At 62.0% G+C, this 24402-nt stretch carries 23 protein-coding genes and 1 tRNA gene; 18 read left to right on the forward strand and 6 right to left on the reverse strand.

The window, feature by feature from the left end:
- Positions 1 to 103 precede the first annotated feature (103 nt).
- From KF712_16630 to KF712_16640, 3 genes are all read left to right on the forward strand, one after another.
- Positions 104 to 880, forward strand: coding sequence for a hypothetical protein (locus KF712_16630; GenBank protein MBX3742614.1), 777 nt, complete (start codon positions 104 to 106; stop codon positions 878 to 880).
- Positions 881 to 959: 79 nt separating this feature from the next.
- Positions 960 to 1736, forward strand: coding sequence for a hypothetical protein (locus KF712_16635; GenBank protein ID MBX3742615.1), 777 nt, complete (start codon positions 960 to 962; stop codon positions 1734 to 1736).
- Positions 1737 to 1880: 144 nt separating this feature from the next.
- Complete coding sequence (locus KF712_16640) at positions 1881 to 2654, forward strand: PEP-CTERM sorting domain-containing protein (protein MBX3742616.1); 774 nt, start codon at positions 1881 to 1883, stop codon at positions 2652 to 2654.
- 11 nt (positions 2655 to 2665) lie between these two features.
- On the opposite strand, the gene KF712_16645 is transcribed toward KF712_16640, so the two are convergent.
- Positions 2666 to 3544 (reverse strand): class I SAM-dependent methyltransferase, encoded by an 879-nt coding sequence (locus KF712_16645; GenBank protein ID MBX3742617.1) that lies wholly within the window; start codon positions 3542 to 3544, stop codon positions 2666 to 2668.
- Positions 3545 to 3821: 277 nt separating this feature from the next.
- Here KF712_16645 and KF712_16650 point away from each other — a divergent pair, with 277 nt between their 5' ends.
- Together KF712_16650 and KF712_16655 are read left to right on the forward strand one after the other, a co-directional pair.
- Positions 3822 to 4970 carry a hypothetical protein gene (locus KF712_16650; protein ID MBX3742618.1) on the forward strand — a complete coding sequence of 383 codons (1149 nt, stop codon included), beginning with the start codon at positions 3822 to 3824 and terminating at the stop codon, positions 4968 to 4970.
- Positions 4971 to 5030: 60 nt separating this feature from the next.
- Positions 5031 to 5951, forward strand: coding sequence for a DUF808 domain-containing protein (locus tag KF712_16655; protein MBX3742619.1), 921 nt, complete (start codon positions 5031 to 5033; stop codon positions 5949 to 5951).
- Between the two features lie 238 nt (positions 5952 to 6189).
- On the opposite strand, the gene tkt is transcribed toward KF712_16655, so the two are convergent.
- Positions 6190 to 8166, reverse strand: coding sequence for a transketolase (gene tkt, locus KF712_16660; GenBank protein ID MBX3742620.1), 1977 nt, complete (start codon positions 8164 to 8166; stop codon positions 6190 to 6192).
- A 206-nt stretch (positions 8167 to 8372) separates the two neighbouring features.
- On the opposite strand from tkt, the gene KF712_16665 reads away from it, so the two are divergent.
- The 6 genes from KF712_16665 to KF712_16690 all read left to right on the forward strand — a co-directional run bounded on the left by KF712_16665 (position 8373) and on the right by KF712_16690 (position 13196).
- A tRNA-Glu gene (locus KF712_16665) sits at positions 8373 to 8447 on the forward strand.
- 135 nt (positions 8448 to 8582) lie between these two features.
- Positions 8583 to 9380: a CPBP family intramembrane metalloprotease gene (locus KF712_16670; protein MBX3742621.1), complete on the forward strand. Its 798-nt coding sequence runs from the start codon at positions 8583 to 8585 to the stop codon at positions 9378 to 9380.
- 112 nt (positions 9381 to 9492) lie between these two features.
- Entirely contained in the window at positions 9493 to 10434 is a 942-nt protein-coding gene (locus KF712_16675; GenBank protein ID MBX3742622.1) for a homoserine kinase, read from the forward strand.
- A gap of 84 nt (positions 10435 to 10518) precedes the next feature.
- Positions 10519 to 11238: a hypothetical protein gene (locus KF712_16680; protein ID MBX3742623.1), complete on the forward strand. Its 720-nt coding sequence runs from the start codon at positions 10519 to 10521 to the stop codon at positions 11236 to 11238.
- A gap of 68 nt (positions 11239 to 11306) precedes the next feature.
- Entirely contained in the window at positions 11307 to 12605 is a 1299-nt protein-coding gene (gene thrC, locus KF712_16685; protein MBX3742624.1) for a threonine synthase, read from the forward strand.
- A 150-nt stretch (positions 12606 to 12755) separates the two neighbouring features.
- Entirely contained in the window at positions 12756 to 13196 is a 441-nt protein-coding gene (locus KF712_16690; GenBank protein MBX3742625.1) for a DUF5069 domain-containing protein, read from the forward strand.
- 15 nt (positions 13197 to 13211) lie between these two features.
- Here KF712_16690 and KF712_16695 read toward each other — a convergent pair whose 3' ends face one another.
- Positions 13212 to 15116, reverse strand: coding sequence for a RecQ family ATP-dependent DNA helicase (locus tag KF712_16695; protein ID MBX3742626.1), 1905 nt, complete (start codon positions 15114 to 15116; stop codon positions 13212 to 13214).
- An 84-nt stretch (positions 15117 to 15200) separates the two neighbouring features.
- On the opposite strand from KF712_16695, the gene KF712_16700 reads away from it, so the two are divergent.
- Both KF712_16700 and KF712_16705 read left to right on the forward strand, forming a co-directional pair.
- On the forward strand, positions 15201 to 15629 hold the full coding sequence (locus tag KF712_16700; protein MBX3742627.1) for an AP2 domain-containing protein: 429 nt from the start codon (positions 15201 to 15203) through the stop codon (positions 15627 to 15629).
- A gap of 59 nt (positions 15630 to 15688) precedes the next feature.
- Positions 15689 to 16129, forward strand: coding sequence for a hypothetical protein (locus tag KF712_16705; protein ID MBX3742628.1), 441 nt, complete (start codon positions 15689 to 15691; stop codon positions 16127 to 16129).
- 21 nt (positions 16130 to 16150) lie between these two features.
- Here KF712_16705 and KF712_16710 read toward each other — a convergent pair whose 3' ends face one another.
- The 3 genes from KF712_16710 to argH form a co-directional block, all read right to left on the reverse strand.
- Positions 16151 to 16831, reverse strand: coding sequence for a hypothetical protein (locus KF712_16710; GenBank protein ID MBX3742629.1), 681 nt, complete (start codon positions 16829 to 16831; stop codon positions 16151 to 16153).
- Positions 16832 to 17136: 305 nt separating this feature from the next.
- Positions 17137 to 18159 carry a hypothetical protein gene (locus tag KF712_16715; protein MBX3742630.1) on the reverse strand — a complete coding sequence of 341 codons (1023 nt, stop codon included), beginning with the start codon at positions 18157 to 18159 and terminating at the stop codon, positions 17137 to 17139.
- 385 nt (positions 18160 to 18544) lie between these two features.
- Positions 18545 to 19906, reverse strand: a complete 1362-nt coding sequence (gene argH, locus KF712_16720; GenBank protein MBX3742631.1) for an argininosuccinate lyase — start codon at positions 19904 to 19906, stop codon at positions 18545 to 18547.
- Positions 19907 to 20101: 195 nt separating this feature from the next.
- On the opposite strand from argH, the gene KF712_16725 reads away from it, so the two are divergent.
- The 5 genes from KF712_16725 (at position 20102) to KF712_16745 (ending at position 24395) form a co-directional block, all read left to right on the forward strand.
- Positions 20102 to 20542 carry a DUF5069 domain-containing protein gene (locus KF712_16725; GenBank protein ID MBX3742632.1) on the forward strand — a complete coding sequence of 147 codons (441 nt, stop codon included), beginning with the start codon at positions 20102 to 20104 and terminating at the stop codon, positions 20540 to 20542.
- Between the two features lie 93 nt (positions 20543 to 20635).
- Positions 20636 to 20890: a ferrous iron transport protein A gene (locus tag KF712_16730; GenBank protein ID MBX3742633.1), complete on the forward strand. Its 255-nt coding sequence runs from the start codon at positions 20636 to 20638 to the stop codon at positions 20888 to 20890.
- A gap of 17 nt (positions 20891 to 20907) precedes the next feature.
- Positions 20908 to 22806 carry a ferrous iron transporter B gene (locus KF712_16735; GenBank protein ID MBX3742634.1) on the forward strand — a complete coding sequence of 633 codons (1899 nt, stop codon included), beginning with the start codon at positions 20908 to 20910 and terminating at the stop codon, positions 22804 to 22806.
- Positions 22807 to 22965: a hypothetical protein gene (locus KF712_16740; GenBank protein MBX3742635.1), complete on the forward strand. Its 159-nt coding sequence runs from the start codon at positions 22807 to 22809 to the stop codon at positions 22963 to 22965. It begins immediately after the preceding gene.
- A gap of 83 nt (positions 22966 to 23048) precedes the next feature.
- Positions 23049 to 24395 (forward strand): PhoPQ-activated pathogenicity-like protein PqaA type, encoded by a 1347-nt coding sequence (locus KF712_16745; GenBank protein ID MBX3742636.1) that lies wholly within the window; start codon positions 23049 to 23051, stop codon positions 24393 to 24395.
- Positions 24396 to 24402 lie beyond the last annotated feature (7 nt).

A 24402-nucleotide genomic window follows, 5' to 3' on the forward strand; every position in this document is an offset into this window, starting at 1 on the left:
CGGATGGGGTTCCGTGGGATGGGCTGCCATCCCACGGCCATCAACCTGCACCCACCCCGTTTTTCCTTGAAGCGCCAAGAACAGCAGGGATTCTTGTCATTCGATGAAAGCCTTCTCCATTCTGCTGACGCTTGTCCTTTCGGCTGCCCCATGCCTTGCGCAGGGAACGCCGGAGGCGCTCGCCGTCTTGCAGGGTGCGTATGAAAGGGAGAGCCTGGCGGTGCTGGACCCATTGAAGAAGCGCTATGTGGACAGCCTCCACTCCCTGAAGCTGAAATACACCCAGTCCGGAGATCTGGACGGAGCGCTCGCCGTTGATGGCGAAATCAAACGGATGGCGGACACCGGCGACGGCAAGCCCCCTTCAAACGGGGAACCGCTCCCGGAAGATCTCGCCGCCCTCCGGAACATCTACACCGACGCCGCTGCCAAGGCCGTTGATCCGCTCATGGGCAGATACATCGCATCCCTTGAAGCGATGAAGCTGAAGTTCACCCAGCTCGGCAAACTCGATGAAGCCGTCGCGGTGGACAAGGAACTCAAGCTCCGGAGCGCACTCGCGGAAGCCGCGTCTCCCAAAAGCTCCGCGACGAAAATCGACACTGCAAAACTGGCGGAACTGAAATGGCGCATGCCGGAGAAGCTTCTCCCCGGTGGTGAGTCGAACCGCCAGTGGGTCCAGTTCGCCCCCAACGGCCGGCTCGTCTGCGGGTGGAACACCGCCAACTTCAACTGGAAGCTGTCCGGGGATGGCCACGTTCTCTTTTATCCATTCAAGAACCGGCAGAAGGCGGTGAAATTCGAGTGGGACAACGAGTCCCCCACCGCCACGATCAGCACCGAGGACAGCTCCCACAAGGTCACCCAGTTCAGGCGTTGACCCGGCGGGACATCGCCGCCATCTCCCCGGCACTTTTGGGATGACAGGATCTCCCGGTTGATGGAGCATCCGAAGATCCATGAAGACATCCCTCATTGCGTTCGCATTGGCTGTCTGCGCCGCGCTTCCGGCCAACGCGCAAGGCCCGGCTCCCGATGAGTTGGCCACCCTGAGGGTTTCCTACGAGCGGGCTTTGGAAGAGGCCGTTTCACCGTTGCGGACCAAATACATCGACGCCCTTCATTCGCTGAAGTTGAAGTATTCCCAAACCGGCGATCTCGAAGCCGCGTTGGCGACCGATGCCGAGATCAGATCCATTACACGCGGGAGCAACTCCGCATCAAAGCAACCGATTCCCGCTGACCTATCAGCGTTGAAGCGGGGCTATCTGGAGTCCTCAGCACGGGTGAACGGTCCGCTTTCCGGCAAATACGCGGAGGCGCTGGAGGCGCTGAAACTGAAACACACCCGGCTTGGACAACTGGATATGGCTGTCGCGGTGGATCGGGAGATCAAGAAGATCGATGAGGCGAGAAATGCTGCGGCTGCCGGCACCATCACCGCGCCCCCCATCGATGTCGGAAAACTCGCGGACACCCGCTGGAAGCTTCCCTCCGCGTTGTTTTCCGAAAACCCCGACCAATCGAGATGGATCAGGTTCAGGCCGGATGGCGTTCTGAAATGCAGTTGGAGCCAATCGAATTTCAACTGGAGGGTATCTGAACAAGGCCCAGTCGAACTGCGGCCCTTCATGGACAAATCCGTTATCCTGAGATTCATCTGGAACGGCAAATCCCGCTCCGCCGAATTGATCGGCAATGATGGCACCAGCCATAAGATCGAAAGGATCGACTGAATCTCCCGAAGCAATGGGACACCCCACCGGGGCCCAGCTTATCGGAAAAAACTCCGCGGGACTCCCGCGATCACGGAATGGTGGAAATCCGGAAACCATGGGAATCTGTCTCCGTTAGCCCCCCCTCCCCCTTTCCACCCCCAAATGAAACGCCCCCTCGGCCTCACGGCCGCGTTTGCCCTGATGGCAGCATCCATCGGCACCGCACTCGCCCAGAACTCCCTTCTCATCACCTACGCGGAGAATCCGGGCAGTGTGAATTCCACGCTCTCCCACACGAGCGTTTTCGACTTCAACAACCTCTCCACCGGAAACCTGACCAATGTCAGTTGGGATGGTGTCGGCACCTATGACCGGCTGACCATCAAGAACGCCGATGTCTATGGCGGCGCGGGAACGGACGGTTCCCGCTACGCCGTGCAGGGTGCCGGTGGAGTGGAGACCTCCACCCTCAGCTTCAACGACAACCACGCCTACTTCGGCATGTGGTGGTCCGCCGGTGACAACCAGAACGAGCTTTCCTTCTACAGTGGTGACACGTTGATCGCCCGCTTCAGCACTGAGACCCTGCTCTCACGCCTCGCCACTTCGAGGGAATACCACGGCAACCCCAACGAGGGTGATTTCCAAGGCGGGAACGCCGGAGAACCCTATGCCTTCGTGAACTTCTTCGGCGAAGGCGACACCACCTGGGACCGCATCGTCTTCAGCAACACCTCCGGCAGTGGATTCGAAACCGACAACCACACCGACCGCGTGCAGAAGTGGGGTTCCTTTGCCGAGGAAGAGAACAAGCCGATGCCGGGAGTCGTGCTCGCCCGTGCGTCCGGAGACACGGTGGCCATGATCCCGGAGCCGTCTTCCCTGGCGTTGTTCGCAGGCCTCACCGGACTGCTGGCTTTCCGCCGCAGGCGCTGATCCTCCGCCGTTCAGGGAGCCACCGCCACCACCTGCAGCCAGCGCCCCACCGTATCAGCCTCCTCGGGCGTGGTGAGCCTGTCATTCACGTGGGTGATGGTGAAACCCGCCTCCTGCAGGAGGGCGACGTAGTTGTGCGACAGGGAAAGCTCCCAGCCGTAGGGATACGTGCCGGGCTCACGCGCCAGGTCATGGTCCGCGGCGATGCTTTCCGTCAGCGAGACCACACAGTTCCCCCACTCCCGGCCCATGCGTCCGAAAAGCCCCTGCAACTCCGGCCTGGTGAAATATTCCAGCACCCCGCCATTGGTGACCAACACGGTGCCGCGTCCGCCGTTCTGTTCCAGCCAGCGCAGACCGTCCGAGTGATGGAACCACATCCGTCCGCTTTCCGCATGGATGCGGCGGTTGTTCTCCACCTGCGGCAGATTGACATCCACGCCATGGAACTCCGCCAGATCCGGGAGACAGCGGCGGAAATGATCCAGGATCTTCCCATCGCCGGAACCGATCTCCACCATCCGGCGGAGGGGCGCGGGCATATCCGCCATCACCCGGCGGGTTTCATCCACGATCGAGGAATGGTAGGCCAGGAAAAGCGTTTCGTAGCGATGCGACAGCCCTTCATAGAACTCATCCGAAGCTCCCGAGGACCAATAGTCCCGCAGGAAGTCACGGATCATCGCGTGGTCCTCGTCGCCGACCGCTTTCATGAAGTGGCCGTTCCGGATGAGCCGTCCGCTGAGCGGCGGATGGTTTGAGAACGGCTTGTTCCTGATCTCGTTGGAGAGATCCGGCCTTACGGACATGAGCATCCGTCCGGCGGTTCCTTTCAAAAGACGGTGCAGAGGAAGATCGGAGATCTTCCGGTAGGCTTTCAGCAGTTTCATGAGTAAATGGGGGGAAGTTACTCGGTCAGGCGCCACTGGTGGCCCGGTGAACCCGCATGATTACCTGCGGAATTTCCCCACAACAAGTGCCAAATCCTTGAAGAATGCTTGGTTTCAAAGGCCCATTGGTAGATGGGAAACATTGATTGTCCGGCACCAGTTCCCGCCCCATGCGCCCGCGCATGTCACAAGACTGTCGCTTATCGGGGGATGCCCTGCCCCTGTTCGGGGGCAGACTGTGTCCAGCTTTCCAGCCTTGCGGCTTGCGAACTACCTGATGAAAACGGCCACCGACCCATCCACCGATCTCACCCCGGACCAAGATGGTTCCGGCATTCTCCTGAAACCTGCGAAAGGGAGCTTCCTCCGCAAGCTGGGGGCCGGATCGCTCGCCATCTCACTGCTCGTCCACGCGGTCATCGTGGCCATCGGCATTTTCCTGGTCATCGCCGTCATTCCGCCCGAACCGGAGAAGACCGTCGATTTCAAACCAAGCGGAGGCGGTGGAGGTGCCCCAGCCTCCTCCCCCAGCCAGAAAAAGATGCAGGCGAGCATCGCAAAGCCGAATACCGCCCGCGTCGCAGCGGCAAATGTGGCCAGCGCCTTCACTCTTCCGGAGCCAACATCCTCCAGCAGCATGAGCTCGCTGGGCGCGCTCGGCGGCAGTATGGGGACCGGAGGAATGGGTGGTGCGGGCAGCGGAGGAGGCTCCGGAAATGGAACCGGCATGGGCACCGGCGACGGAATGGGTATGGGGAACGGGATGGCCGGCGGAAAGGGTCTCATCGTTTTCGGCACCACGCTCAACGTCCGCTCCATCGGTGTGGTGCTGGACGTCTCCGGATCCATGACCAAGCACCTTCCGAAGGTCATCCACGAACTGGACCGCGTGGCGAAAGGCAGTCCCGTCGTGCTGCATGTCGGCTGCGGGATCAGCGGGGGCAAAACCCGCCCCAACATCGACGCGGTGGTCTCCCATATGCGCCGCGGCGGCAGCGAGGATTCCTTCAAACGCTTCTGGTACCTCTATCAGGATCCTTTCTACCGGGATGAAAAGAAGGACTCCCGAACGAAGGTGGACTTCAGCCGTCCCCTCCCCGTGCCGGAGGTTTATGAGGTCTTCGCCGATCGCCAGAACACCTACTACAACGACCCGGAGGGGCCGAAATCCACCGCCGACGCCATCCTTGCCCGCGAGTTCGACAAGGTGGACGCGATCTACTGGTTCGCCGACTTCCAGGATCGCATCGACGAGGAACAGGCCGGGGAAATCCTGAAAACCCTGAAGCGCAGGAAGCAGAAGCTCTACATGCACGCCTCCGCCCAAGGGCAATACATCGATGTGGCGCGGAATCTCATCTGCATCCCCTCCGGCGGCAAGGAGATCCAGCCGGACGCCGACCCGTCGAAGTCCGCGAAGAAGTGACGCCGGGATCTCCAATTCCGTCATCGACTTTCACCGAACCTCGCGGATCATCCTGCCAACATGGCCGCAGGCAGCCTCCTCACCCTTCTAGACGACATAGCGTCGATCCTTGATGACGTCTCCATCCTCACCAAGAAGGCCGCTGCGAAAACGGCAGGCGTGCTGGGGGATGATCTGGCCCTGAACGCCCAGCAGGTCAGCGGTGTGGTTTCCAATCGGGAACTGCCCGTGGTGTGGGCGGTGGCGAAGGGCTCTTTCGTCAACAAGCTCATCCTCGTCCCGCTGGCCCTGCTCATCAGCGCCTTCGCGCCATGGGCCATCACCCCGCTGCTGATGATCGGCGGACTCTACCTTTGCTTCGAGGGTGTCGAAAAACTCCATCATGCGCTCCAGAAACGCGGGAAAAAGACCGCGGAGGAAGCAGGACAGAACCTTTCCGAACTGGCAGCCACCACACCACAAGAGAAGGTGGAAACAGAGGCGGATAAGATCAAGGGTGCCATCCGCACGGACTTCGTGCTCTCCGCGGAGATCATCGCCATCACGCTGGGAGTCGTGGAAAAGGAGAATCTCGTCCGCCAGGCGCTTTCACTCTCCTCCATCGCCCTGATCATGACCGTCGGCGTGTATGGACTCGTCGCCGGCATCGTGAAGCTCGACGACGCCGGACTCTACCTCACCCAGCGCGAAGGAGCGGCTCCGAAAGCGGTTGGCCGCGGCATCCTCTGGGCCGCGCCACTCCTGATGAAGCTGCTCTCCATCCTGGGAACCGCCGCCATGTTCCTGGTGGGCGGCGGCATTGTCGTCCATGGAATCCATTGGCTTTATCTCCAGATCGAGTATCTGGCGGCCGCGACCGGCGGCTTTTTCGCCCCCATCGTTTCGTCCTTGCTCAACGGCATCTGCGGTCTCATCGCGGGTATCCTCGTGCTGCTGCTGGTGAACGGCATCCGCAAGCTGCGCGGGAAGCCCGCGCATTGACAGATCCAAGGAGTAGCGAAGATCGTGAGACCTTCGGTTGGGCAATCTTTCCTCCACCCTCGGAACTCCGCCGCTCTAACGGTTTCCGGATGCGCCCTCCATCGCGCTCCACCGGCGGTGAATACGCCGGGATCCCACCAGTCCTCCCCGCCGAAGCTCTCACGAGCTTCGCTACCCACAAAAAGAAAGCCCGGTCACATGACCGGGCTTCCTTATTGGAATCAAGCTTGCGGAAGGATCACTTCGCGGCGGCGACAACGGCGTCCTTGGTGATGCCGAGTTCCTTGAACACGGTATTGCCAGGAGCGCTGATGCCAAAGCGGTCGATGGCGATGACCTTGCCTTCGTCGCCGACGTATTTCCACCACAGGCCGGAAACACCCGCCTCGATGGCGACGCGCTTCTTCACGGCCTTCGGCAGGATGCTTTCCTTGTACTCCGGGCTCTGGCGCTCGAAACGCTCGAGGCATGGCAGGGAAACGACGCGGACTCCATCGCCCAGCTCGGCGGCGGCGGCAACGGCGTGCTGCACTTCCGATCCGGTGGCGAGGAGGATGGTGGTGAGTTCACCCTTTTCCTTCACGGCGATGTAGCCGCCGCGCACGGTGCCGTCCCGGCGCTCCTGCACCGGCACGTCGTTCATGAGCGGGATGGCCTGGCGGCTGAGGATGAGGGCGGTCGGGCCATCCGTGCGGTTGAGCGCGGCGATGAAGGCACCGGCGGTTTCCTCCGCATCACCCGGGCGGATCACATCCAGGTTCGGGATCACGCGCAGGCCGCTGACGGTTTCCACCGGTTGGTGGGTCGGGCCGTCCTCACCGACACCGACGGAGTCGTGGGTGAAGATGAAGGTCACCGGCAGACCGGCAAGCGCGGCGAGACGGATGGAGCCGCGCATGTAGTCCGCGAAGGCGAGGAAGGTGGCGCCGCTGATGCGGAACAGGCCGTCATAGGCGATGCCGTTGCAGATGGCGCCCATGGCGTGCTCCCGGATGCCGAACCAGATGTTGCGGCCGGTCGGGTTGGTGGCGGAGAAATCACCGCCGCCATTGATGTAGTTCTTCGTGGAGCCGAAGAGGTCGGCGCTGCCGGTGATGACCTGCGGGATCGCCTTTGCCACCGCGTTGAGGACGGTGCCACCCGCGGAACGGGTCGCGTCCTTGTAGTCCGCGGCGAAGGCCGGGATCTTGTCGCTGAGATCGGCTGGAACGGACTGGGCGACACCGGCGGTGAGTTCCGCGGCAAGGTCCGGGTTCACCTTCGACCACGCGTCATAGGTGGCCTGCCATGCGTCGAACGCGGCCTTCTGGCCGACCTTGCGCTCGGAGAAGAAGTTGCGGGTTTCCTCGGAAACATAGAAGTGGGAGCCTTCCGGCAGGCCGAGGCCCAGCTTGGCGGCATCCACGAACTTCGCGCCACCTTCACCGTGGCCCTTCGCGGTGCCCTGCACTTCGGCGATGCCCTTGCCGATGATGGTCTTCGCGATGATGACCTTCGGCTTTCCGTTCTTGTCGTTGCGGGCGTGGTCGAGCGCCTTGGCGATCGCGGCGAAATCGTGGCCGTCGATGGTCACGGCGTCAAAGCCCTGGGAGGTGAAATATTGCTCGGCGTTCTCGCTCTGCGTCACGTCCGCCATGGCGTCCAGCGTCACGTCGTTGGAGTCATAGATGAGCACCAGGTTATCCAGCTTGTTGTGGCCGGCGAAGGCGATCGCCTCCTTGGCCACGCCTTCCTGGAGGCAGCCGTCGCCGAGGAGGGCGAACACGCTGTGGTCGAAGAGGGTGTGCTCCGCGGTGTTGAAGCGTGCGGCGGCGCGCTTGCCGGAGAGGGCATAGCCCACGGCATTGCCCACGCCTTGGCCGAGCGGGCCGGTGGTGGCCTCCACGCCCGGGGTTTCATGGAACTCCGGGTGGCCGGGGGTGATGGAGTGGAGCTGGCGGAAGTTCTTCACGTCATCCAGCGGCACCGCGTATCCGGCCAGGTGCAGCCAGCCGTAGATGAACATGGAGCCGTGGCCGGCGGAGAGGATGAAACGGTCCCGGTTCAGCCACTTCGGCGCGTCCGGGTTGTAGCGGAGGGTTTCGCCGAACAGCACCGCGCCGATGTCCGCGCAGCCGAGTGGCAGGCCGAGGTGGCCGGAGGAACAGGCGTGGACGGCATCCATGGCGAGGCCACGGGCTTCATTGGCAGCGGTTGCGAGCAGGGTCGTGTTCATGACAAAGAGATTTCCGGTGAATGATTGGGATCAACCGGAGGCGGAAAAGACTAGGAATCCTCCCCCTCTTGACAAGCCGCAACCATGCCTCCGTCACTTTGTTGCGTGGAATTTCATGCATCCCCGGCATGAATCAGAAAAATCACTCAGAAAAATCTTGCGCAACCCGGGCCTCTGTCGTTTCTTTCGCCCCGCACCGCGACAACGACCCGTTCGTCTATCGGTTAGGACTCCAGATTTTCATTCTGGCAAGAAGGGTTCGACTCCCTTACGGGTCGCCAATTTTTCCAAAATTGGCTCGAAGCAGAAAACCGCCGCTCTCCTCAGGGAAGCGGCGGTTTCGCTTTTCCGGCCATCCCGTTCCGTCCCGGCACCAGTGCTTGACGGAGCACCGGCCGGGCATTGCATAACCGGGGATGGCAGCGCGCCTCATCCGCCGGTTTCCTCTGGTCGCCTTTTTCTTCCTGGCTTTCTCCATCTCATGGGGTTCATGCATCCCATTTCTGCTGGCCGGTCCGGTGACCCTCCCCATTCTCTTCATCGTGGGAGCCAGCGGCCCCACCGTCGCCGCCCTCATCGTGGTGGGTGTCACCGGAGGAAAACCCGGTATCCTAGATCTGCTCTCCGGACTCCTCCGCTGGCGGGTCCCTTTCCGCTGGTGGGCCGTCGCGCTGGCGGGTCCACCTCTGCTGATGGCCGCTTCCATCGGCATCCAGGCCGCCACGGGCTTTCCTCCCAAGCCGCCGCATGTCCCCGTTCCCGCTCTTCCTCTGCCAATCGCCATCTTCCTGGCTGTCCTGCCGTTGGCCGCCGTGTTTGAGGAAATCGGGTGGCGCGGCTACGCCCAGACGCGGCTGGAGAGCCGGCATGGTCCTGTCCTTGCCGCCGTCATCCTCGGTATCCTGTGGGCCTGCTGGCACCTCCCGCTGTTCCTCATCCCCGGCCTGAGCCATGAACATATGTCATTCGGCCCCTACCTGGCTTTCGCGGTGGTGCTCTGCCTCTGGTTCGGCTGGCTCTATCGCCGGACCCGCAGCATCCTGCTGGCTTCCGTTTTCCACACTTCCATCAATCTCTCCGGCATCCTCGGCGGGGGCAGTCCCGGTGCGGAACTCATCTTCGGTGCGCTGGTTGTTCTTCTTACGCTGGCGATCCTGCTCCCATGTTCCAGCCGCCCGCGGACAGGAAAGTCTCCTGTCCAGCAGGATCCGTGAAGCGGTGTACATCGCCCACGCCCGCCACCCCGTCTCCGCGCTTGAACACCCGGCCTTGTCCGCCTAAACATCCCGCCCGCCGCCAGTGGCGGCATTTCCACTCCATCCAGTCATGCCCGATTCCAAAGAAATCCGCGTCTTCGCCCCGGCCACGGTGGCGAATGTCGCCTGTGGCTACGACGTCCTCGGCTTCGCGATCAACGCACCGGGTGACGAAGTGGTCGTCCGTCATTCAGACAAACCCGGGCTGCACATCACCAAGATTACCGGCGACAACGGCAAGCTGCCGAAAAACCCCGCCCAGAACACCGCCGGAGTGGCCGCGCTGGACCTGCTGAAGCACCTCGGCATGATGGACCGCGGAATCGAGATGGAGATCCACAAGAAGATGCCCTTCGGCTCCGGTCTCGGCTCCTCCGCCGCTTCCGCGGTGGCGGGTGCCTACGCCGTGAACAAGCTGATCGGCTCACCGCTCAGCCGCAAGCAACTCCTCCCCTTCACCATGGCCGGTGAGGCCTTCGCCGACGGCGCATGGCACGCGGACAACGTCGGCCCCTGCCTCATGGGCGGCATCGTCTTCATCCGCTCCAACGCGGAGCTGGACATCGCCCAGCTCCCCGCGCCGAAGAACCTGTGGGCGGCCGTCGTCCACCCGGACATCGAGATCCTCACCAAGGTCGCCCGCGAGATCCTGCCGAAGGAAATCCCGCTCGAAAACGCCACCCAGCAGATCGGCAACCTCGGCGGCCTCATCTGCGGCCTGATCCAGGAAGACTACGGCATGATCTCCCGCTCCATCCACGATGTGATCGCGGAGCCACGCCGCCAGAAGCTGATCCCGGATTTCTACAAGGCGAAACGCGCCGCACTCGCTGCCGGTGCTCTCGGTTTCTCCATTTCCGGTGCCGGTCCGTCCGTCTTCGCGCTCTGCGAGGGAGAGGAAACCGCCCGCAAGGTGGCGGACGCCGTCTCCAAGGTGTTCTCCGCCGTCCCGCTCACCAACCAAGCCTACGTCTCGCCCATCAACACGACGGGTGTGCACGTGATTTCCTGAGCCACCGGCATTGCGGGAAAGCGGGTTTTCCCTCGCTTTCCCGGCCCCGCGGCCCTAGAATAGCCCCCCGATGTCCAAGGAATCATGTGTCCGGGAAGAAATGCGCCAAGCTCGCTTGAAGATGCCGCAGCGCACCTCAGAGGAAGCGTGGGCTCAACACGACGCGGCGGAGAAAGCCTCCATTCAGTTCGCTCAGCGGAGCGCGACGTCCTCCGCAAGTGGGCAAAGCACCAAGGCCGTCTCTTCGGTGAAGACCCGACGCTGAAGCTTTCTCGACGGAGCTCTCACGGGGAACACACCGTTTCCTTCGACGAAAGGGAGCTGTGTTGGTGGAAAATCACTCATCCAGGAAAAGCCGGCGTGGGAGCGGAGTTCGACTTTGAATCACTACCGCCCTTTCAGATCAGCCGCGTGTTCGCGCGGGAACTGTTGCCGTCTGAATACATCGAACGGATGATCCTTCATAATCGGGAGTTCGGAGATGATGTCCGTTTGGAGGGGTATCTTGATTTACCCGAACCCAGTTTGATCATCTCGCAGCCAGACATCGCTGGAACGCCCGCGACCGAAGAAGAAATGTGTCACCAGATGGAGGCATTCGGCTACCGCTCGCTTGGCAGGCTCCAGATCGGAAAGGCTGGATCCATTTCCTTCTACCATCCGGAACGCCGGATCGCCCTCTTTGACGCCCACCCCGGGAATTTTTTCCGTACAGAAACACTTGCGATTCCGATTGATGGGCTCATGTCGGAAATCTCCAATCCGGCGGAGCATCAGTGGTTGAAGGACCAGATTCAGCCCTGACAGACTCTCACAAAATCCAACCGAGGCTTGGCATTCTCTTCCCGACCTCCGAAACTTCCACCCCCGCCGTGCTTTACCACTCCACCAACAATCCCGCCCACCGTGTTGACCTGAAGGAAGCGATCCTCCGCTCCCTGCCACCGGACAACGGACTCTACATGCCGGACAAACTGCCGGTGCTGGGCGAGGATTTCTGGAAAATCTGGCGCTACCTTTCCTTCCAGGAGATCGGCTACGCGGTGGCGGAGGCCTTCTTCGGCGAGGACGTGCCGCACGACGCGCTGAAGGACATCGTGGAAGGAACACTGACCTTTGATGCGCCATTGGTGACACTGGCACCCGGCGACCACATCCTCGAGCTGTTCCACGGCCCTACCCTCGCCTTCAAGGACTTTGGTGCACGCTTCATGGCCCGCCTGATGGGCTGGCTGACCCGCGACGAGGACCAGGAACTGACGGTTCTGGTCGCCACTTCCGGCGACACCGGCGGCGCGGTCGCATCCGCGTTCCACAACGTCCCCGGGACCCGCGTGATCATCCTCTATCCGGAGGGCAAGGTCTCCGGCCTCCAGGAGAAGCAGCTCACCGCTCTGGGCGGCAACATCACCGCGCTGGAAATCGCCGGCTCGTTCGATGATTGCCAGGCGCTGGTGAAGTCCGCCTTCCTGAACCAGGAGCTGTCCGCGAAGCTGAACCTCACCTCCGCGAACTCCATCAACCTTTCCCGCCTGGTCCCGCAGAGCTTCTACTACATCCACAGTGCCCGCCAGCTTCCGGAAGGGGTGAAGCCCGTGTTCGTGGTGCCATCCGGCAACTTCGGCAACCTCACCGCCGGACTGCTGGCCGCACAGCTCGGCCTGCCGGTGGACCACTTCATCGCCGCGACCAACCGCAATGACGTGGTGCCCGCCTACCTTTCCTCCGGCGACTATCAGCCGCGCCCGAGCGTGGCCACCATCTCGAACGCGATGGATGTCGGCGCACCGTCTAACTTTGTCCGCATGCAGGCGCTCTTCGGTGGTTCATGGGACTCCATGAAGGCGAAGATCCACGGCGTCATGTTCAGCGACGACCAGACCCGCGCGGCCATCCGCGAGGTGAAGTCGATCCACGGTTACGACATCGACCCACACGGCGCGGTCGCATGGCTGGCCGCCCGCCAATGGCGCGCCGGTCACCCCGGCACCGCCACCATCAGCCTGGAAACCGCCCATCCGTCGAAGTTCCCGGACGTCATGGAAGCGGAACTCGGCAAAGGCGTCATCGAGATCCCCGAACGCCTCGCCGTTCTGGCGGACAAGCCGAAGGTCGCCACAAAGCTCGGCACTAATACCGCCGCGTTCCATGACTACCTGCGCTCAATCTGAGGCGAGAGGGTCGCAAGGCGTTCAGCGAGGGAGAGCTACATTACCAATCCTCCCCCCCGGGAAAGCCGCGGGGGGCGGCACCTTCCCTTGCGCCATCATTTGACAACTGCTCCAACAGCCGTTTGTTGGCGGTCTAACCAAACCAACATCATGAGCAACGCCAAAGATCTGTCCAAGGAAGCCCCCACCAGCCCACGAGTCCGCATCGGTGGCTACGCCATCCTGTCCCGCATGGCGGACAAGGGGCGTGCGGATATCGCCGGAACGCTGGGTGATTTCCACTTCGACTGCCCCCTCGACAACATGCTCTTCGGTTTCAAGGGTGTGAAGGGGGCGGACGTCCGCAAGGAGCTCGAGAAGGGAGCGTCCGACACGGAGATCGCCGCGTGGCTCGATGCAAACGGCACGCCGAAGACCGAGGACGAGAAGAATGCCTGGTCCAATGAGATCGAGGCCTATCACCCTTACGAAAACCCGGAGAAGAGGGATTGGTTCATCGGTGTCTGCGGCGAGGTCGGCATCGATCCACAGACCAGCACGTTGTTCGACTACCTGGAGACAGACGATCGGGTGAGCTACAAGATCGGTTGAGGCCCCGCGTTGGGATCACCCTCTCGCGGCGTTCACCTGATCCAGGATTTCCCGGAATGGAATGTCCGCGAGCATCCCGAAGGCGTCGTGGCGGGTCAGTCCCGCACGAGTTGCCGCCGGGCTGGTCATGCCTGAGAGAAACCGGGCGAGCTGCCGCGGGGTGGCGAGGGCCGGATGCCGTTCATCGATCAGGCCTTTCATCACCGCCCATTCCCCATCCTCGGCCTTTCTCACCTGCGGGCGACGGATCGATTCCGGCTTCAATCCCCGGCAACGGTCACAGTGGCCGCATGGCTCCGGCAGGAACTCCCCGAAATATCCGGTCAGGCAACCGGTGAGGCATTCTCCGCGACCAGGCAGATCGGAAACCATCCCGAGCCTATCCAGATCCGCCGTTTCCCGGCGGGAGAATTTTTCCGCGAAACGCTCGGCGATCTCACGAGGATTGCCCTCCTTGAGCATGCGGTAGCCCTGCCTCACGCCGGAGATTTCCAGGGCCACGTCCCCTGCCCGCTCCAGTTCGGAAAGGGCGGCCACCACGCGCTCCCGCGTCACCTCCAGTGTCGCCGCTGCGGCAGATGGATCGAAGTATCTCCATGTCCGCTTTTCCTCCCCCAGCTTCCAGAGCTTCCGCAGGAAATCGGCCTCCTCCGGCGGACGTCCGCTGAAGATCCGTTCCTGCGGTTGCAGTAGCTTCACCCGGTAGGTGGAGTAGAACGTGCCGGTGGCCGTGATGTGTCCATCCGTCTCCAGGTAGGTCATCACCGTGGCCACGACCTGCGTCCGGATATCGCACGACACCGAGAGGTCATAGACGGAAACATCAAAGGTCGTGCCCAGCCGGAGCACCCGGTCCAGGAGATTGGCCAGCGCCCGCTTCGTGGGAGTGTCCGCGTGGATGAAATTCTCCAGCGTCACCAGATCCTCACCACATGCGAGCATCTCGCACACCGCCGGCTTTCCATCACGGCCCGCCCGGCCGATCTCCTGGCTGTAGTTCTCCAGGCTCTTCGGCAGGTTGTAATGGTACACCGCACGGATGTCCGCCTTGTCGATGCCCATGCCGAACGCGATGGTGGCGACAATGACACGCACCGTCCCGTCCATGAAGGCGATCTGCGCCGCCGCCCTCGTCTCCGGCGGCAGCCCCGCATGGTAGGCCTGCGCGGAAACCCCGTTGCGGGCCAGATAGGTGCCGATCTCTTCGGCCGTTTCCTGCCGCGTGACATAGACCACCGCGGCACCATCCGTCCCGCGGATGCGTTCCAGCAGCAACGCCTTTCTCTCCCTCACCCCGCAGACCGTGGTTCTCAGATCCAGATTCGTGCGGTGGAAGCTGAGCTGGATGTGATCCTCCCGGGCGATGCCGAAGCGTCCCCGGATATCTTCCGCAACGGATGGCGTGGCCGTCGCCGTCAGGGCGAGGATCCGTTTCACGCCCAGGTCCTTCAGGATCATCGCCAGCTTCAGGTAGTCAGGGCGGAAATTGTGCCCCCATTCCGAAATGCAGTGTGCCTCATCGATGGCCGCCATGGCGATCGGCAGGCGTTCCAGCCGCTGCCGGAACCGCTCGTTCGTTAGGCGCTCAGGGGCCACGTAGAGCAGTTTGAGTTCCCCGGCATCCAGCCGCCGGTTGATCTCCATCACCTCCGCCGCGTCCAGCGTGGAGTCCAGCCGCGCCGCGGAAATCCCCCGCGCCGTCAGGCGGTCCACCTGATCCTTCATCAGCGCGATCAGAGGGGAAATCACGAGGGTCACACCATCCAGCAGCAGCGCGGGAAGTTGGTAGCAGAGGGATTTCCCTCCGCCCGTTGGAAAAACCGCCAGAGCGGACCGCCCTTCCATCAGGGCGTTGATCACCGGCTCCTGCCCCTCCCGGAAAACGTCGAAACCAAAGTGTTCTTCCAGAGTCCGCAGCACGTCCGACTTTCCCGGAGGTTTGCCCCCCTTGACAAGCTTCGCTTTGACAAGTGCCGGAAGCGCCCCAACCTTACCATCGGACCCATGGAAGTTGCGACGGATAATTTTGCGATCACCCGGATGGAACGGGCTGAAAGCAGCACCTTCGGCTGGCAGGTGCGCCTGCAGCGGCGGGGTACGCGGTATGCGAAGTATTTTGCGGACCGCCGCTACGGTGGCATCGACGCATCACTGGCAGCGGCCAGAAAGTGGCGAGACGACCTTCTCAAAACTTTCGCCGAAGACGAAAGAGCCCGTGTCTGCTCGAAGTCTTCCCGCAACTCCTCCGGTGTCGTGGGTGTCTCGAAAGTGACGATCTCCGGTGCCAACGGGGTGACGTATTACTTCTGGCAGGCGACTTGGTCCCCTTCCCCGGGCCAGCGGCGCAGCATCCGCTTCTCCGTGAAAAAGCATGGGGAGGAAGAGGCGTTCCGGCTCGCCGTGGAAGCACGCCAGAACGGCACCTACGGCTGATCCGGCAGATTCCTTTTCTTGGGGCTTGGCAATCCGCCCCAATGGGTCAGAACAGCACCATGTTCAGCGCCAGTAAACTCACCCCGGAACAGAAAGACTCCCTCCATGCCTGGGCAGCGGAAGGCGCCACCATCTCCGACCTCCAGAAACGGCTGAAGGATGAGTTCGACATCTCCATCAGCTACATGGATGCCCGTTTCCTTGTTCTGGATCTGGAGATCAAGCTTCAGGAGCAGAAGAAGGAAGAGGAGAAAAAGCCGGAAGCCGAAGCTCCCGTTGCGACCGGTACCGTGACAGTGACGATGGATCATGTGGCCCTGCCGGGTTCGCTGGTCAGCGGCCGGGTGACCTTCAGCGATGGCGAAACCGGCATCTGGATGCTCGACCAGAACGGCCGCCCCGGCCTCGACGCGGATACCCCCGGCTACCGTCCGTCCCAGGAGGATGTGATGGAATTCCAGACCCAGCTCCGGGACCTGATCCAGCAGAGCGGGCTTTGATCCGGATACTGCCGGATTCCATTAAATGGTAGTGTAGGAGGCATAGACAAGACGCCGTTCCTTATCGATGATGAGTGAACGGAAGGATGACCTCCTCTGCCCTTCGTGGCGTTCGCTCCCTTTCCATCGCTGAAGATCCGGGGTGTCCGGGAATGGCCAGTTACCTGGGAAAGATCGGGAATCTTCCGGCGACCAGACCCACTTGCTGTCGAGATCCATTTCATCAATCAATTTCTCCACCGCCTCCGGAGTGGTCTCAAAGCACCAGACTGTCGTCCTGTCGGTGATGCCACCTCCCCAGGAGTGGTAACGAAGGTTCTGCGATTTATCGGGGAAAGGCGCTTTCATGGCCTGCCGGAAGGCGTTCTCCGCCGTGGGTGGATTCATCACCAGGGATACCACTACGGAGCCGAACATCAGAATCGGCGGAAACAGCAGCAGAAGCTTCCGCCATGGTTTCCAGCGCTTCCTCGAAGCAACACAGACCAGAGCGCACCAAATCAGATAGAGGATGCTGACTCCTGTTCCTATAAGGACACCGTTGATCAGTCCCACCTGCAATCCCTCCCTGAGGTTCGTATGACTGGCAGCAATGGGAATTCCATAAGCGAGGATCACCAAGAAGATCCCTAGGCTGATGATCCACAGGATGGTGCCATTGCATCCGGCAGGTTTCTGAATCTGGTCTTCAGCGGTGGCCATCAGGGAGGAAGCCTAGTCAGGTCGATGCCGGAGGGGCAAGGAGCAGATCAGCGGACTAGCTGGATCTTCCGAATGTGGCTGGGCCATCTTGGCCCAGGCCGTTGCCGGGGCATCCTGCCCCGTCTTTTTGTGCGGGGGTGAACATGGAAGGATCGGACCTGGTTCTCACTCATCCGGAGTGCCTGAAGACCGGAGTGGGACGCTCCGGCAACGGCCTGGGGCGGGACGCCCCAGCCACTTCTACATGAAAAACCCCGCCGCGGCGAACCGGGCGGGGTTTGAAATTTCGTCTTTGCTGAAACGGATCAGGCGTCCTTCTTCTCCTCTTCGGAAGCAGGCTCTGCATCGACCGCTTCGGCGACCTGATGCTCGACAGCTTCGACGATGACTTCCGGTGCACCGACGGCCTCGACGTTCTCAACCGCGGCTTCCACGATCTCAGCAGGAGTCGGATCCTGGAGATGGGTCACGGTTTCGACGACTTCCGTAGCCGCCGCAGCGGCGGGGATGACGGGAGCCTCGACCACGTGGCCGCCGGCTTGCGCGGCATTCCGTGGCTCGCGTGGGGCACGCTCAGGGCGTTCTTCACGCTCCTCGCGGTCTTCGCGCTCGTCCTGGCCCTTCGATTTCGCTCCGGAGACGGTCAGCTTGCGGCCCATGAACGGTTGGTCATGCAGCACCTCGACGGAGCGCTTGGCCTCATCGACATGGAGCATTTCGACGAATCCATAGCCCTTCGAGCGGTGGGTGGTGCGGTTGTAGACGATCTCCACGTTGCGGACGCCGCCGATGCCCTTGAAAAGCTCGATCAGGTCGCTTTCGGAAACGTCATAGGACAGGTTTCCGACATAGACGCGGGAGGACTCCACGCTGCTGGCGTCGCCGCCACGGCTGCGGTTGTTGTCGCGGTTACGGCCACCGCGCTCTCCGCGTTCACCACGCTCGCGCTTTTCGCCTTGGGCACCCTGGCCTTCGGCGGTGCGTGCGACGCGGGTGTTGGACTTCACCTTGCTTTCGCCACCTTGTGGCTTGGACACATCCGGCTTGCGCTCAGGGCGCGGCGGACGGACAGGCTCCTTGTAGAGGCCGATGGCCTTCAGGATCTTCTGCCAGAACGTCAGCTTCGGCGGACTGTATTTCCGGGCAGGGCGGTTGCCTTGCGGGCGGAATTCCTCGGCCCGTGGTGGCTTGTTGCCATCCCGTGAGCCGCGGTCACCGCGATCTCCACCGCGTTCGCCGCGGTTATCGTTGTTCCTTCTGTTACGGCCACCGCGTGAGCGGCGGCGCTTATCTCCCGAGTTCCGGGAATCGTGTGTTGCGTTCGACATGTTTTCGCATGGGTCTTGGGGTTACGGGCGGTCCTTGGCGCGGCGGGCTGGAGTGCCCCGCAATGTTGGAGGATAGGACCCCGGTGTTGGCCGACATGGGCTCCGAAAACCGGCCTTTTGTTACCGGGGGAAAGCACCGCTGCATGCGGAGGTCGCTTTGCCATGTTTCGGAGCCGGTCGGGTTGCGCCGCCGCCCGTGTGCAGCTCTCCCTCATTTCCTGCCGCCAGCCGGATTCCAACGCCCTCGGTAAAAGGAGAATTGAACCGGCAGGTCGCGTTTGACCGGCTGCGGACATCGGAGGATTTCGGGAGAAATCTGCTCGCCCCCGACCCTAAGAGGAATCACGGGCTTGGCAAGACCGGAACCATCCGGAGCTTATTTTGATCAACTCCCTGAAAGGACACCCTTCCAGCGGAGAATCTCCGCACGGACGTTCTGGATCGAGGGAGCGCCCGGGTTTGTCCGCGAGACCAACGCTCTTTCCAAGGAAAAGACGTCCTTCGCATCAGGTCCATAGGCGGGATCAATCGCGGCCAGATCCAGTTGGTCCAGCGGAGTCCCGGTGGCGACCGCCTCCGCGACGGCTTTTCCGACCAATTCATGGGCGTGGCGGAATGGCACGCCCTTCTTCACCAGATAATCGGCGAGGTCCGTGGCCAGCAGCATCGGGTCGGAAGCGGCGGCACGGCAGTTTTTCTCCCGCAGTTCCATGGCGGCGATCATCTCCGTGTTCACGGCCAGGATAAGATTCAAAGTATCAACGGAATCGAAAAGCGGCGGCTTGTCCTCCTGGAGGTCCCGGTTGTAGGTCAGCGGCAGACCCTTGATGGCCACCAGCAGGTTCATCAGGTTGCCCACCAGGCGTCCGGTCTTTCCCCGGGTCAGTTCGCAGACGTCCGGATTCTTCTTCTGCGGCATCAGGGAGGAGCCGGTGGTGTGGGCGTCCGACAGGGCTGCAAAGCCGAACTCGCTGCTGCACCAGAGAATGAGATCCTCACTGAGCCGGGAAAGGTGCGCCCCGCAGAGCGAAATGACGAACAGCAGTTCCGCGATGTAGTCGCGGTCCGCGATGGCATCCATGGAGTTTTTCGTAATCCCATCGAAACCAAGCTCCTTTGCAATCTGCTCCCGATCCAGATTGATGGTCGAACCTGCCAAGGCACCGGATCCCAGCGGCGAAATGTTCAGCCGCTTCCGGCAGTCGGTCAGCCGGGATTTGTCCCGCTCCAGCATCTCGACGTAGGCGAGGAAATGGTGCCCCGCCGTCACCGGCTGGCCGCGCTGGAGGTGGGTGTAGCCTGGAATGACGGATTCCGCATAACGCTCCGCCTGCCCCAACAACGCGTTCTGTAGATCCGTCACCGCACGGATGAGTCCGTCGATCTCCGTCCGCGAATAGAGCCGGGTGTCCGTGGCGACCTGGTCATTGCGGGAGCGCGCGGTGTGAAGCTTCGCCCCCGCCGGGCCGATCCGCCGGGTCAGCTCCGACTCGATGTTCATGTGGATGTCCTCGAGGGACGTCTTGAACTCGAAATTCCCCGCCTTGATGTCCTCCAGGATGGCCAGCAGCCCGTCACGGATCTGGGAAAACTCCTCCTCTGTCAGGATGCCCGCCTTCACCTGCGCGCGGGCATGGGCGATCGATCCCGCGATGTCATGCGGGTAAAGCCTCCAGTCGTAGGAGATGGACTCTCCGAACTGTTGGACGAGCGACGAAGTATCTTGGGAGAAGCGGCCTTTCCACATGGCGGTTATCGGTGCGCCAAAGTGGCCGGGTTGTCCGCAGATGGAAACGGAAATTTCGAAAAATCCCCCACTCCGTCCTTCACGTATGGGGAGATTCCCTAACAAACGGATTTGCCAACTGCCGCGAATTGGCCGAAGGGTGGAGGGTCGCGGTCAACAACCGTTCGCGCGATCCAACAAATCCAAGATATCCCCATGTCCCAGATCATCCCGCTCATCAGTTCCGGCACCGCAGGCCCTCTCGGTGTGCTCCACCTGCCCCGTCTCTGGCTCAAGGCGTCCCTCGGAGCCGCTGGCAAGCTCCACCCGGACTATCCAGCCTGCGGAAAAGGCTACGACCAGATGGTGCTCGACGGCCTCGGCATCGCCAATGCGGACTTCGACGCGTTCATCGCGGAGAAAAAGCCGACCTACCCGCAGTTCGAAGCATGGATCCTCGAACAATCCGGCGGTTCCCTCGACGCCACCGCCGTGAAGAAGCTCAACGACTCGATCACCGGCTACCACCACGGTGACGACATCCGGAAGGACATCCTCTCCGCGAACGGCATCCCGGATGACGGTTCCCTGCCGGACGCCGTGAACCTCAACAACCTGGACGACTGGCTGACCTTCCACCGCGAGGTGCTTTCCTGACCATCATCCGCCCTTCCAAAGGCGTGGTTCTCCAAGCGAGGACCGCGCCTTTTCTTATTGCAACCCCTTCTCAAAAGGTGACGCTCAACGCGGATGTCCATCCGCCCCGCAGACGCCCCCGGCTCCGCCGATGCCAAGACCCTCAACGAGGTCGAGGCAGGCCATGACTTCCGGATCAGCGGCATCAACGGCCCTTCGTCCGACCGGCTGCGGGATCTCGGTTTCCGGGAAGATACCCGGGTCCGGAAAGTTTCCGGAGGGCGGAATCTGGTTTGCTCCATCTCCGGTACGCGTCTGGCCATCAGCAAGGAACTGGCCGCCCAAGTGTTCGTCTCCCCCGCTTTCTGAATTCGCACGTCTTTCCCATGTCGTCGTCTGATCCCGAATCTCCCGCACTCATCGCCCTTGTCGGAAATCCCAATGTCGGCAAGACGACGTTGTTCAACGCCCTGACCGGCACGAACCAGCATGTGGGCAACTACGCGGGGGTGACCGTCTCCGTGAAGCGCGGTGAGACCTTCACCCCACACGGGAAAAAGGTCACGGTGCTCGACCTTCCCGGTTGCTACTCGCTGCGGGCCGCGTCTCCGGACGAGCAGGTCGCCATCGACGCACTGTCCGGCAATCTCTCCGGTGAGAAGACTCCGGACCTGGTGGTGTGCGTGGTGGATGCCTCCGCGTTGGAACGCCAGCTCCCCTTCGTCCTGCAGATCATCGAGCAAGGCCACCCGGTGGTGGTGGCGCTGAACATGGTGGATGTGGCGGAGAGATCCGGCCTACGGTTGGACCCGGTGAAGATGTCCGAAGAGCTGCGGGTGCCTGTCGTCCCCATGCAGGCGAATGCGAAGAAAGGCATCATCGACCTGAAGCAGACCTTCCGCGCCCCCTTCCCTCCGCCAGCACCGACGCCGTGGCTCCATGGCAACGACGACACGGACGTCAGCCGGAAAAAATTCACCGACCGCGTCTGCGAGATCGCCGCGCGCCGTCCTGACGCCCACCAGCAGACCTTCTCCGACAAGCTGGATCGTTTTCTCCTCCATCCCTTCTTCGGCTGGGTGGCATTCGCCGCGATCATGTTCGCCATCTTCTGGACGATCTTCTCCTGGGCGTCGGTGCCGATGGATTTCATCGAAGGCCTGTTCGGCAGCCTCGGCGAATGGGTGGGCGGAAAGATGCCGGACGGCGATCTGAAATCCCTCATCGTTGATGGTGTCATCGCGGGTCTGAGCGGCACGCTCGTCTTCCTGCCGCAGATCGTCCTGCTATTCCTGTTCATCGGTCTGCTGGAAAGCTCCGGCTACATGGCGCGCGCCGCCTACATGATGGACGGGGTGATGTCGATCGCCGGACTCAGCGGGAAGTCCTTCCTGCCGCTGTTCAGCTCCTTCGCATGCGCCATTCCAGGCGTCATGGCCACCCGCACCATCGATTCCCCGAAGGAACGGCTGGTGGCGATCTTCGTCGCGCCATGGATGAGTTGCTCCGCGCGCATTCCCGTCTATTTCCTTCTGATCCCGCTGGTGCTTTCCAAGACAGCACCCGCCTGGCAGCAGGCGCTGATCCTTTTCGCGGTGTATTCGGTGGGTGTCATCACCGCTTTCATCGTGGCCCGCGTGGTCCGCGGCCGCCTGGGTCCTGACAAGACGACGAACCACTTCCTGCTGGAACTGCCACCCTATCGCCTGCCGCAGTGGTCCTACATCCTGCGCCACGTGTTCGACCGCGGATGGGCCTTTGTCGCCCGTGCGGGCACCATCATCCTGGGTCTCTGCATCCTGCTCTGGGCGCTCCAGACCTATCCGAAAAAGGAAGGCACCGAGGACGCCGCGGAGCTGATGGAATACAGCGCCATGGGCAGGATCGGCGATGTGATCGAGCCGGTCGTGAAGCCGCTGGGCTTCGATGGCCGGGTGGGTACCGCCATCCTGACCTCCTTCGCCGCGCGTGAGGTCTTCAACAGCACGCTCGGCATCCTCTTCCACGCGGAGGAGGCGGAGGACGACGATGCGACGACGAACCTGATCCGGGACAAGGTGGCCGCCGCGACATGGCCGGATGGGCGTGCGCTTTTCACCCCGCTCACCGCGGTGTCGCTGCTGGTGTTCTTCATCTATGCGCTCCAGTGCCTGCCCACCAGCGCGGTGGTGGCGCGGGAGTCCGGATCGCTGAAATGGGCTGTCGGACAGTTCTTTTTCATGTCCGGCTTCGCCTATGTGGCATCTTTGCTTGTATTCCAGGCAGGAAGGCTGATGGGTTTCTGAATGATGCAACTCGAATGGCAGACCGTCGCCGCGCTCGTGATCGTGGCGACCACCCTCACCATCTTCCTCGTCCGGTTGGCAAAGCCGAAGGCGAAGGGCGGGAACTGCGGCCATAGCTGCGGTTGTGGTAAAAAGGCCCCGTCGGACCATTCACACTGAGTTTCCGGAATTTTTCCGGCCCGGGCTGTAACATTTCCGGACCCGTTTCCGATTTTCCATCCATATCACCCATCCGTCATCCCATGAAATGGTCCTCTCCCCTGCTGCTGTCCCTCGCCTGTCTCATCCCGTTCGCCTCTCCGCTGGTCTCCGCAAAGGAAGCCGCGCTGCCGCAGGAACTCTCCACCTACGTGGCCAGGGCGGAACCTGACAGCGGCTGGAAATTGGTCACCAAGAGCGAATTCGGCGAGTGCGACTATTGGCACCTCAACCTGAAGTCCCAGGTCTGGCAGGACATCCCGTGGGAGCATGATCTCGTCATCTTCAAGCCGAAGAATGTCACCTCCGAAGGGAAAATGGTGCTGCTGAACGAGGGTGGCAGCTTCAAGCCGGACAAGGCGATGTATGGCGCTTTCCTCGCCAACAAGATGAAGGCCCCGGTGGCCATCGTGCTCGGCGTGCCGAAGCAGCCGCTTTACGATGGCAAGCGCGAGGACGATCTCATCGCGGAAACTTTCATTCGCTACCTGGATACGCAGGACGCCACCTGGCCGCTGCTGTTCCCGATGGTGAAGACGGTGGTGAAGGCGATGGATGCCGTGGGCGAGTTCACCGGCCAGGAATGGGGCGTGAAAACGGACAAATTCCTCATCACCGGTGCCTCGAAGCGCGGCTGGACCACCTGGCTCACCGCCGCATCGGACCCACGGGTCATCGCCATCGCACCGATGGTCATCGACATGCTGAACATCCCCGCCCAGCTTCCGCTGCAGGTGGACCGCTTCGGCAAGCCGAGCGACCAGATCTCCCCCTACACGAAGCGCGGCCTCATCCCGCTGGGTGATACCGCCGCCGCCAAACGGCTGTGGAGCATCGTCGATCCCTACACCTACCGGGCGAAATACACCATGCCGAAGCTGATCCTGCTCGGCAACAACGACCCCTACTGGAGTCCGGACGCGCTCAATCTCTACTGGGATGAAACCCCCGGTGAGAAATACATCTCCTACACCCCGAACGCCGGCCACAACCTGATGGAAGTGGACGCTGCGGGCGTGCGCCAGCCACTGCCCATCCGAGCGCTGGACAACATCACCGCCTTCGTCCGCGCCCAGTTCACCGGCACCGCCCTCCCGAAGATCGGCTGGAAACATGGCGAAGCGACCGACGGCAAGCTCAGCCTCCACGTCACCGCCGACCAACCGGCAAAGGAAGCCCGCCTGTGGATCGCGAAGTCCGACACCAAGGATTTCCGCAAGGCCCGCTGGGAATCGCAGCCGCTCGAAACCGGCGATGGCAAATCCATCACCGCCACCGTGGCGAAGCCGGAAAGCGGCTACATGGCTTACTACGCGGATCTGAACTACGAAGTGGACGGCGGCCCGATGTGGCTCTGCACCCAGCTCCGGCTGGTGGGCGAGGGTCTGTGAATGGCAC

It is taken from the genome of Akkermansiaceae bacterium (assembly GCA_019634595.1).
In the GTDB taxonomy this organism is placed as follows: domain Bacteria; phylum Verrucomicrobiota; class Verrucomicrobiia; order Verrucomicrobiales; family Akkermansiaceae; genus Luteolibacter.

Bases quoted from the DNA above. Each gene is read 5' to 3' on its own strand.
- KF712_16735 (MBX3742634.1), top strand. From the start codon at position 20,908: ATGTCGTCGTCTGATCCCGAATCTCCCGCACTCATCGCCCTTGTCGGA.
- KF712_16640 (MBX3742616.1), top strand. From the start codon at position 1,881: ATGAAACGCCCCCTCGGCCTCACGGCCGCGTTTGCCCTGATGGCAGCA.
- KF712_16650 (MBX3742618.1), top strand. From the start codon at position 3,822: ATGAAAACGGCCACCGACCCATCCACCGATCTCACCCCGGACCAAGAT.
- KF712_16635 (MBX3742615.1), top strand. From the start codon at position 960: ATGAAGACATCCCTCATTGCGTTCGCATTGGCTGTCTGCGCCGCGCTT.
- KF712_16725 (MBX3742632.1), top strand. From the start codon at position 20,102: ATGTCCCAGATCATCCCGCTCATCAGTTCCGGCACCGCAGGCCCTCTC.
- argH (MBX3742631.1), bottom strand. From the start codon at position 19,906: ATGTGGAAAGGCCGCTTCTCCCAAGATACTTCGTCGCTCGTCCAACAG.
- KF712_16730 (MBX3742633.1), top strand. From the start codon at position 20,636: ATGTCCATCCGCCCCGCAGACGCCCCCGGCTCCGCCGATGCCAAGACC.
- KF712_16645 (MBX3742617.1), bottom strand. From the start codon at position 3,544: ATGAAACTGCTGAAAGCCTACCGGAAGATCTCCGATCTTCCTCTGCAC.
- KF712_16690 (MBX3742625.1), top strand. From the start codon at position 12,756: ATGAGCAACGCCAAAGATCTGTCCAAGGAAGCCCCCACCAGCCCACGA.
- KF712_16700 (MBX3742627.1), top strand. From the start codon at position 15,201: ATGGAAGTTGCGACGGATAATTTTGCGATCACCCGGATGGAACGGGCT.
- KF712_16655 (MBX3742619.1), top strand. From the start codon at position 5,031: ATGGCCGCAGGCAGCCTCCTCACCCTTCTAGACGACATAGCGTCGATC.
- KF712_16705 (MBX3742628.1), top strand. From the start codon at position 15,689: ATGTTCAGCGCCAGTAAACTCACCCCGGAACAGAAAGACTCCCTCCAT.
- KF712_16745 (MBX3742636.1), top strand. From the start codon at position 23,049: ATGAAATGGTCCTCTCCCCTGCTGCTGTCCCTCGCCTGTCTCATCCCG.
- KF712_16740 (MBX3742635.1), top strand. From the start codon at position 22,807: ATGATGCAACTCGAATGGCAGACCGTCGCCGCGCTCGTGATCGTGGCG.
- KF712_16630 (MBX3742614.1), top strand. From the start codon at position 104: ATGAAAGCCTTCTCCATTCTGCTGACGCTTGTCCTTTCGGCTGCCCCA.
- KF712_16675 (MBX3742622.1), top strand. From the start codon at position 9,493: ATGCCCGATTCCAAAGAAATCCGCGTCTTCGCCCCGGCCACGGTGGCG.
- KF712_16680 (MBX3742623.1), top strand. From the start codon at position 10,519: ATGTGTCCGGGAAGAAATGCGCCAAGCTCGCTTGAAGATGCCGCAGCG.
- KF712_16670 (MBX3742621.1), top strand. From the start codon at position 8,583: ATGGCAGCGCGCCTCATCCGCCGGTTTCCTCTGGTCGCCTTTTTCTTC.
- tkt (MBX3742620.1), bottom strand. From the start codon at position 8,166: ATGAACACGACCCTGCTCGCAACCGCTGCCAATGAAGCCCGTGGCCTC.
- KF712_16715 (MBX3742630.1), bottom strand. From the start codon at position 18,159: ATGTCGAACGCAACACACGATTCCCGGAACTCGGGAGATAAGCGCCGC.
- KF712_16710 (MBX3742629.1), bottom strand. From the start codon at position 16,831: ATGGCCACCGCTGAAGACCAGATTCAGAAACCTGCCGGATGCAATGGC.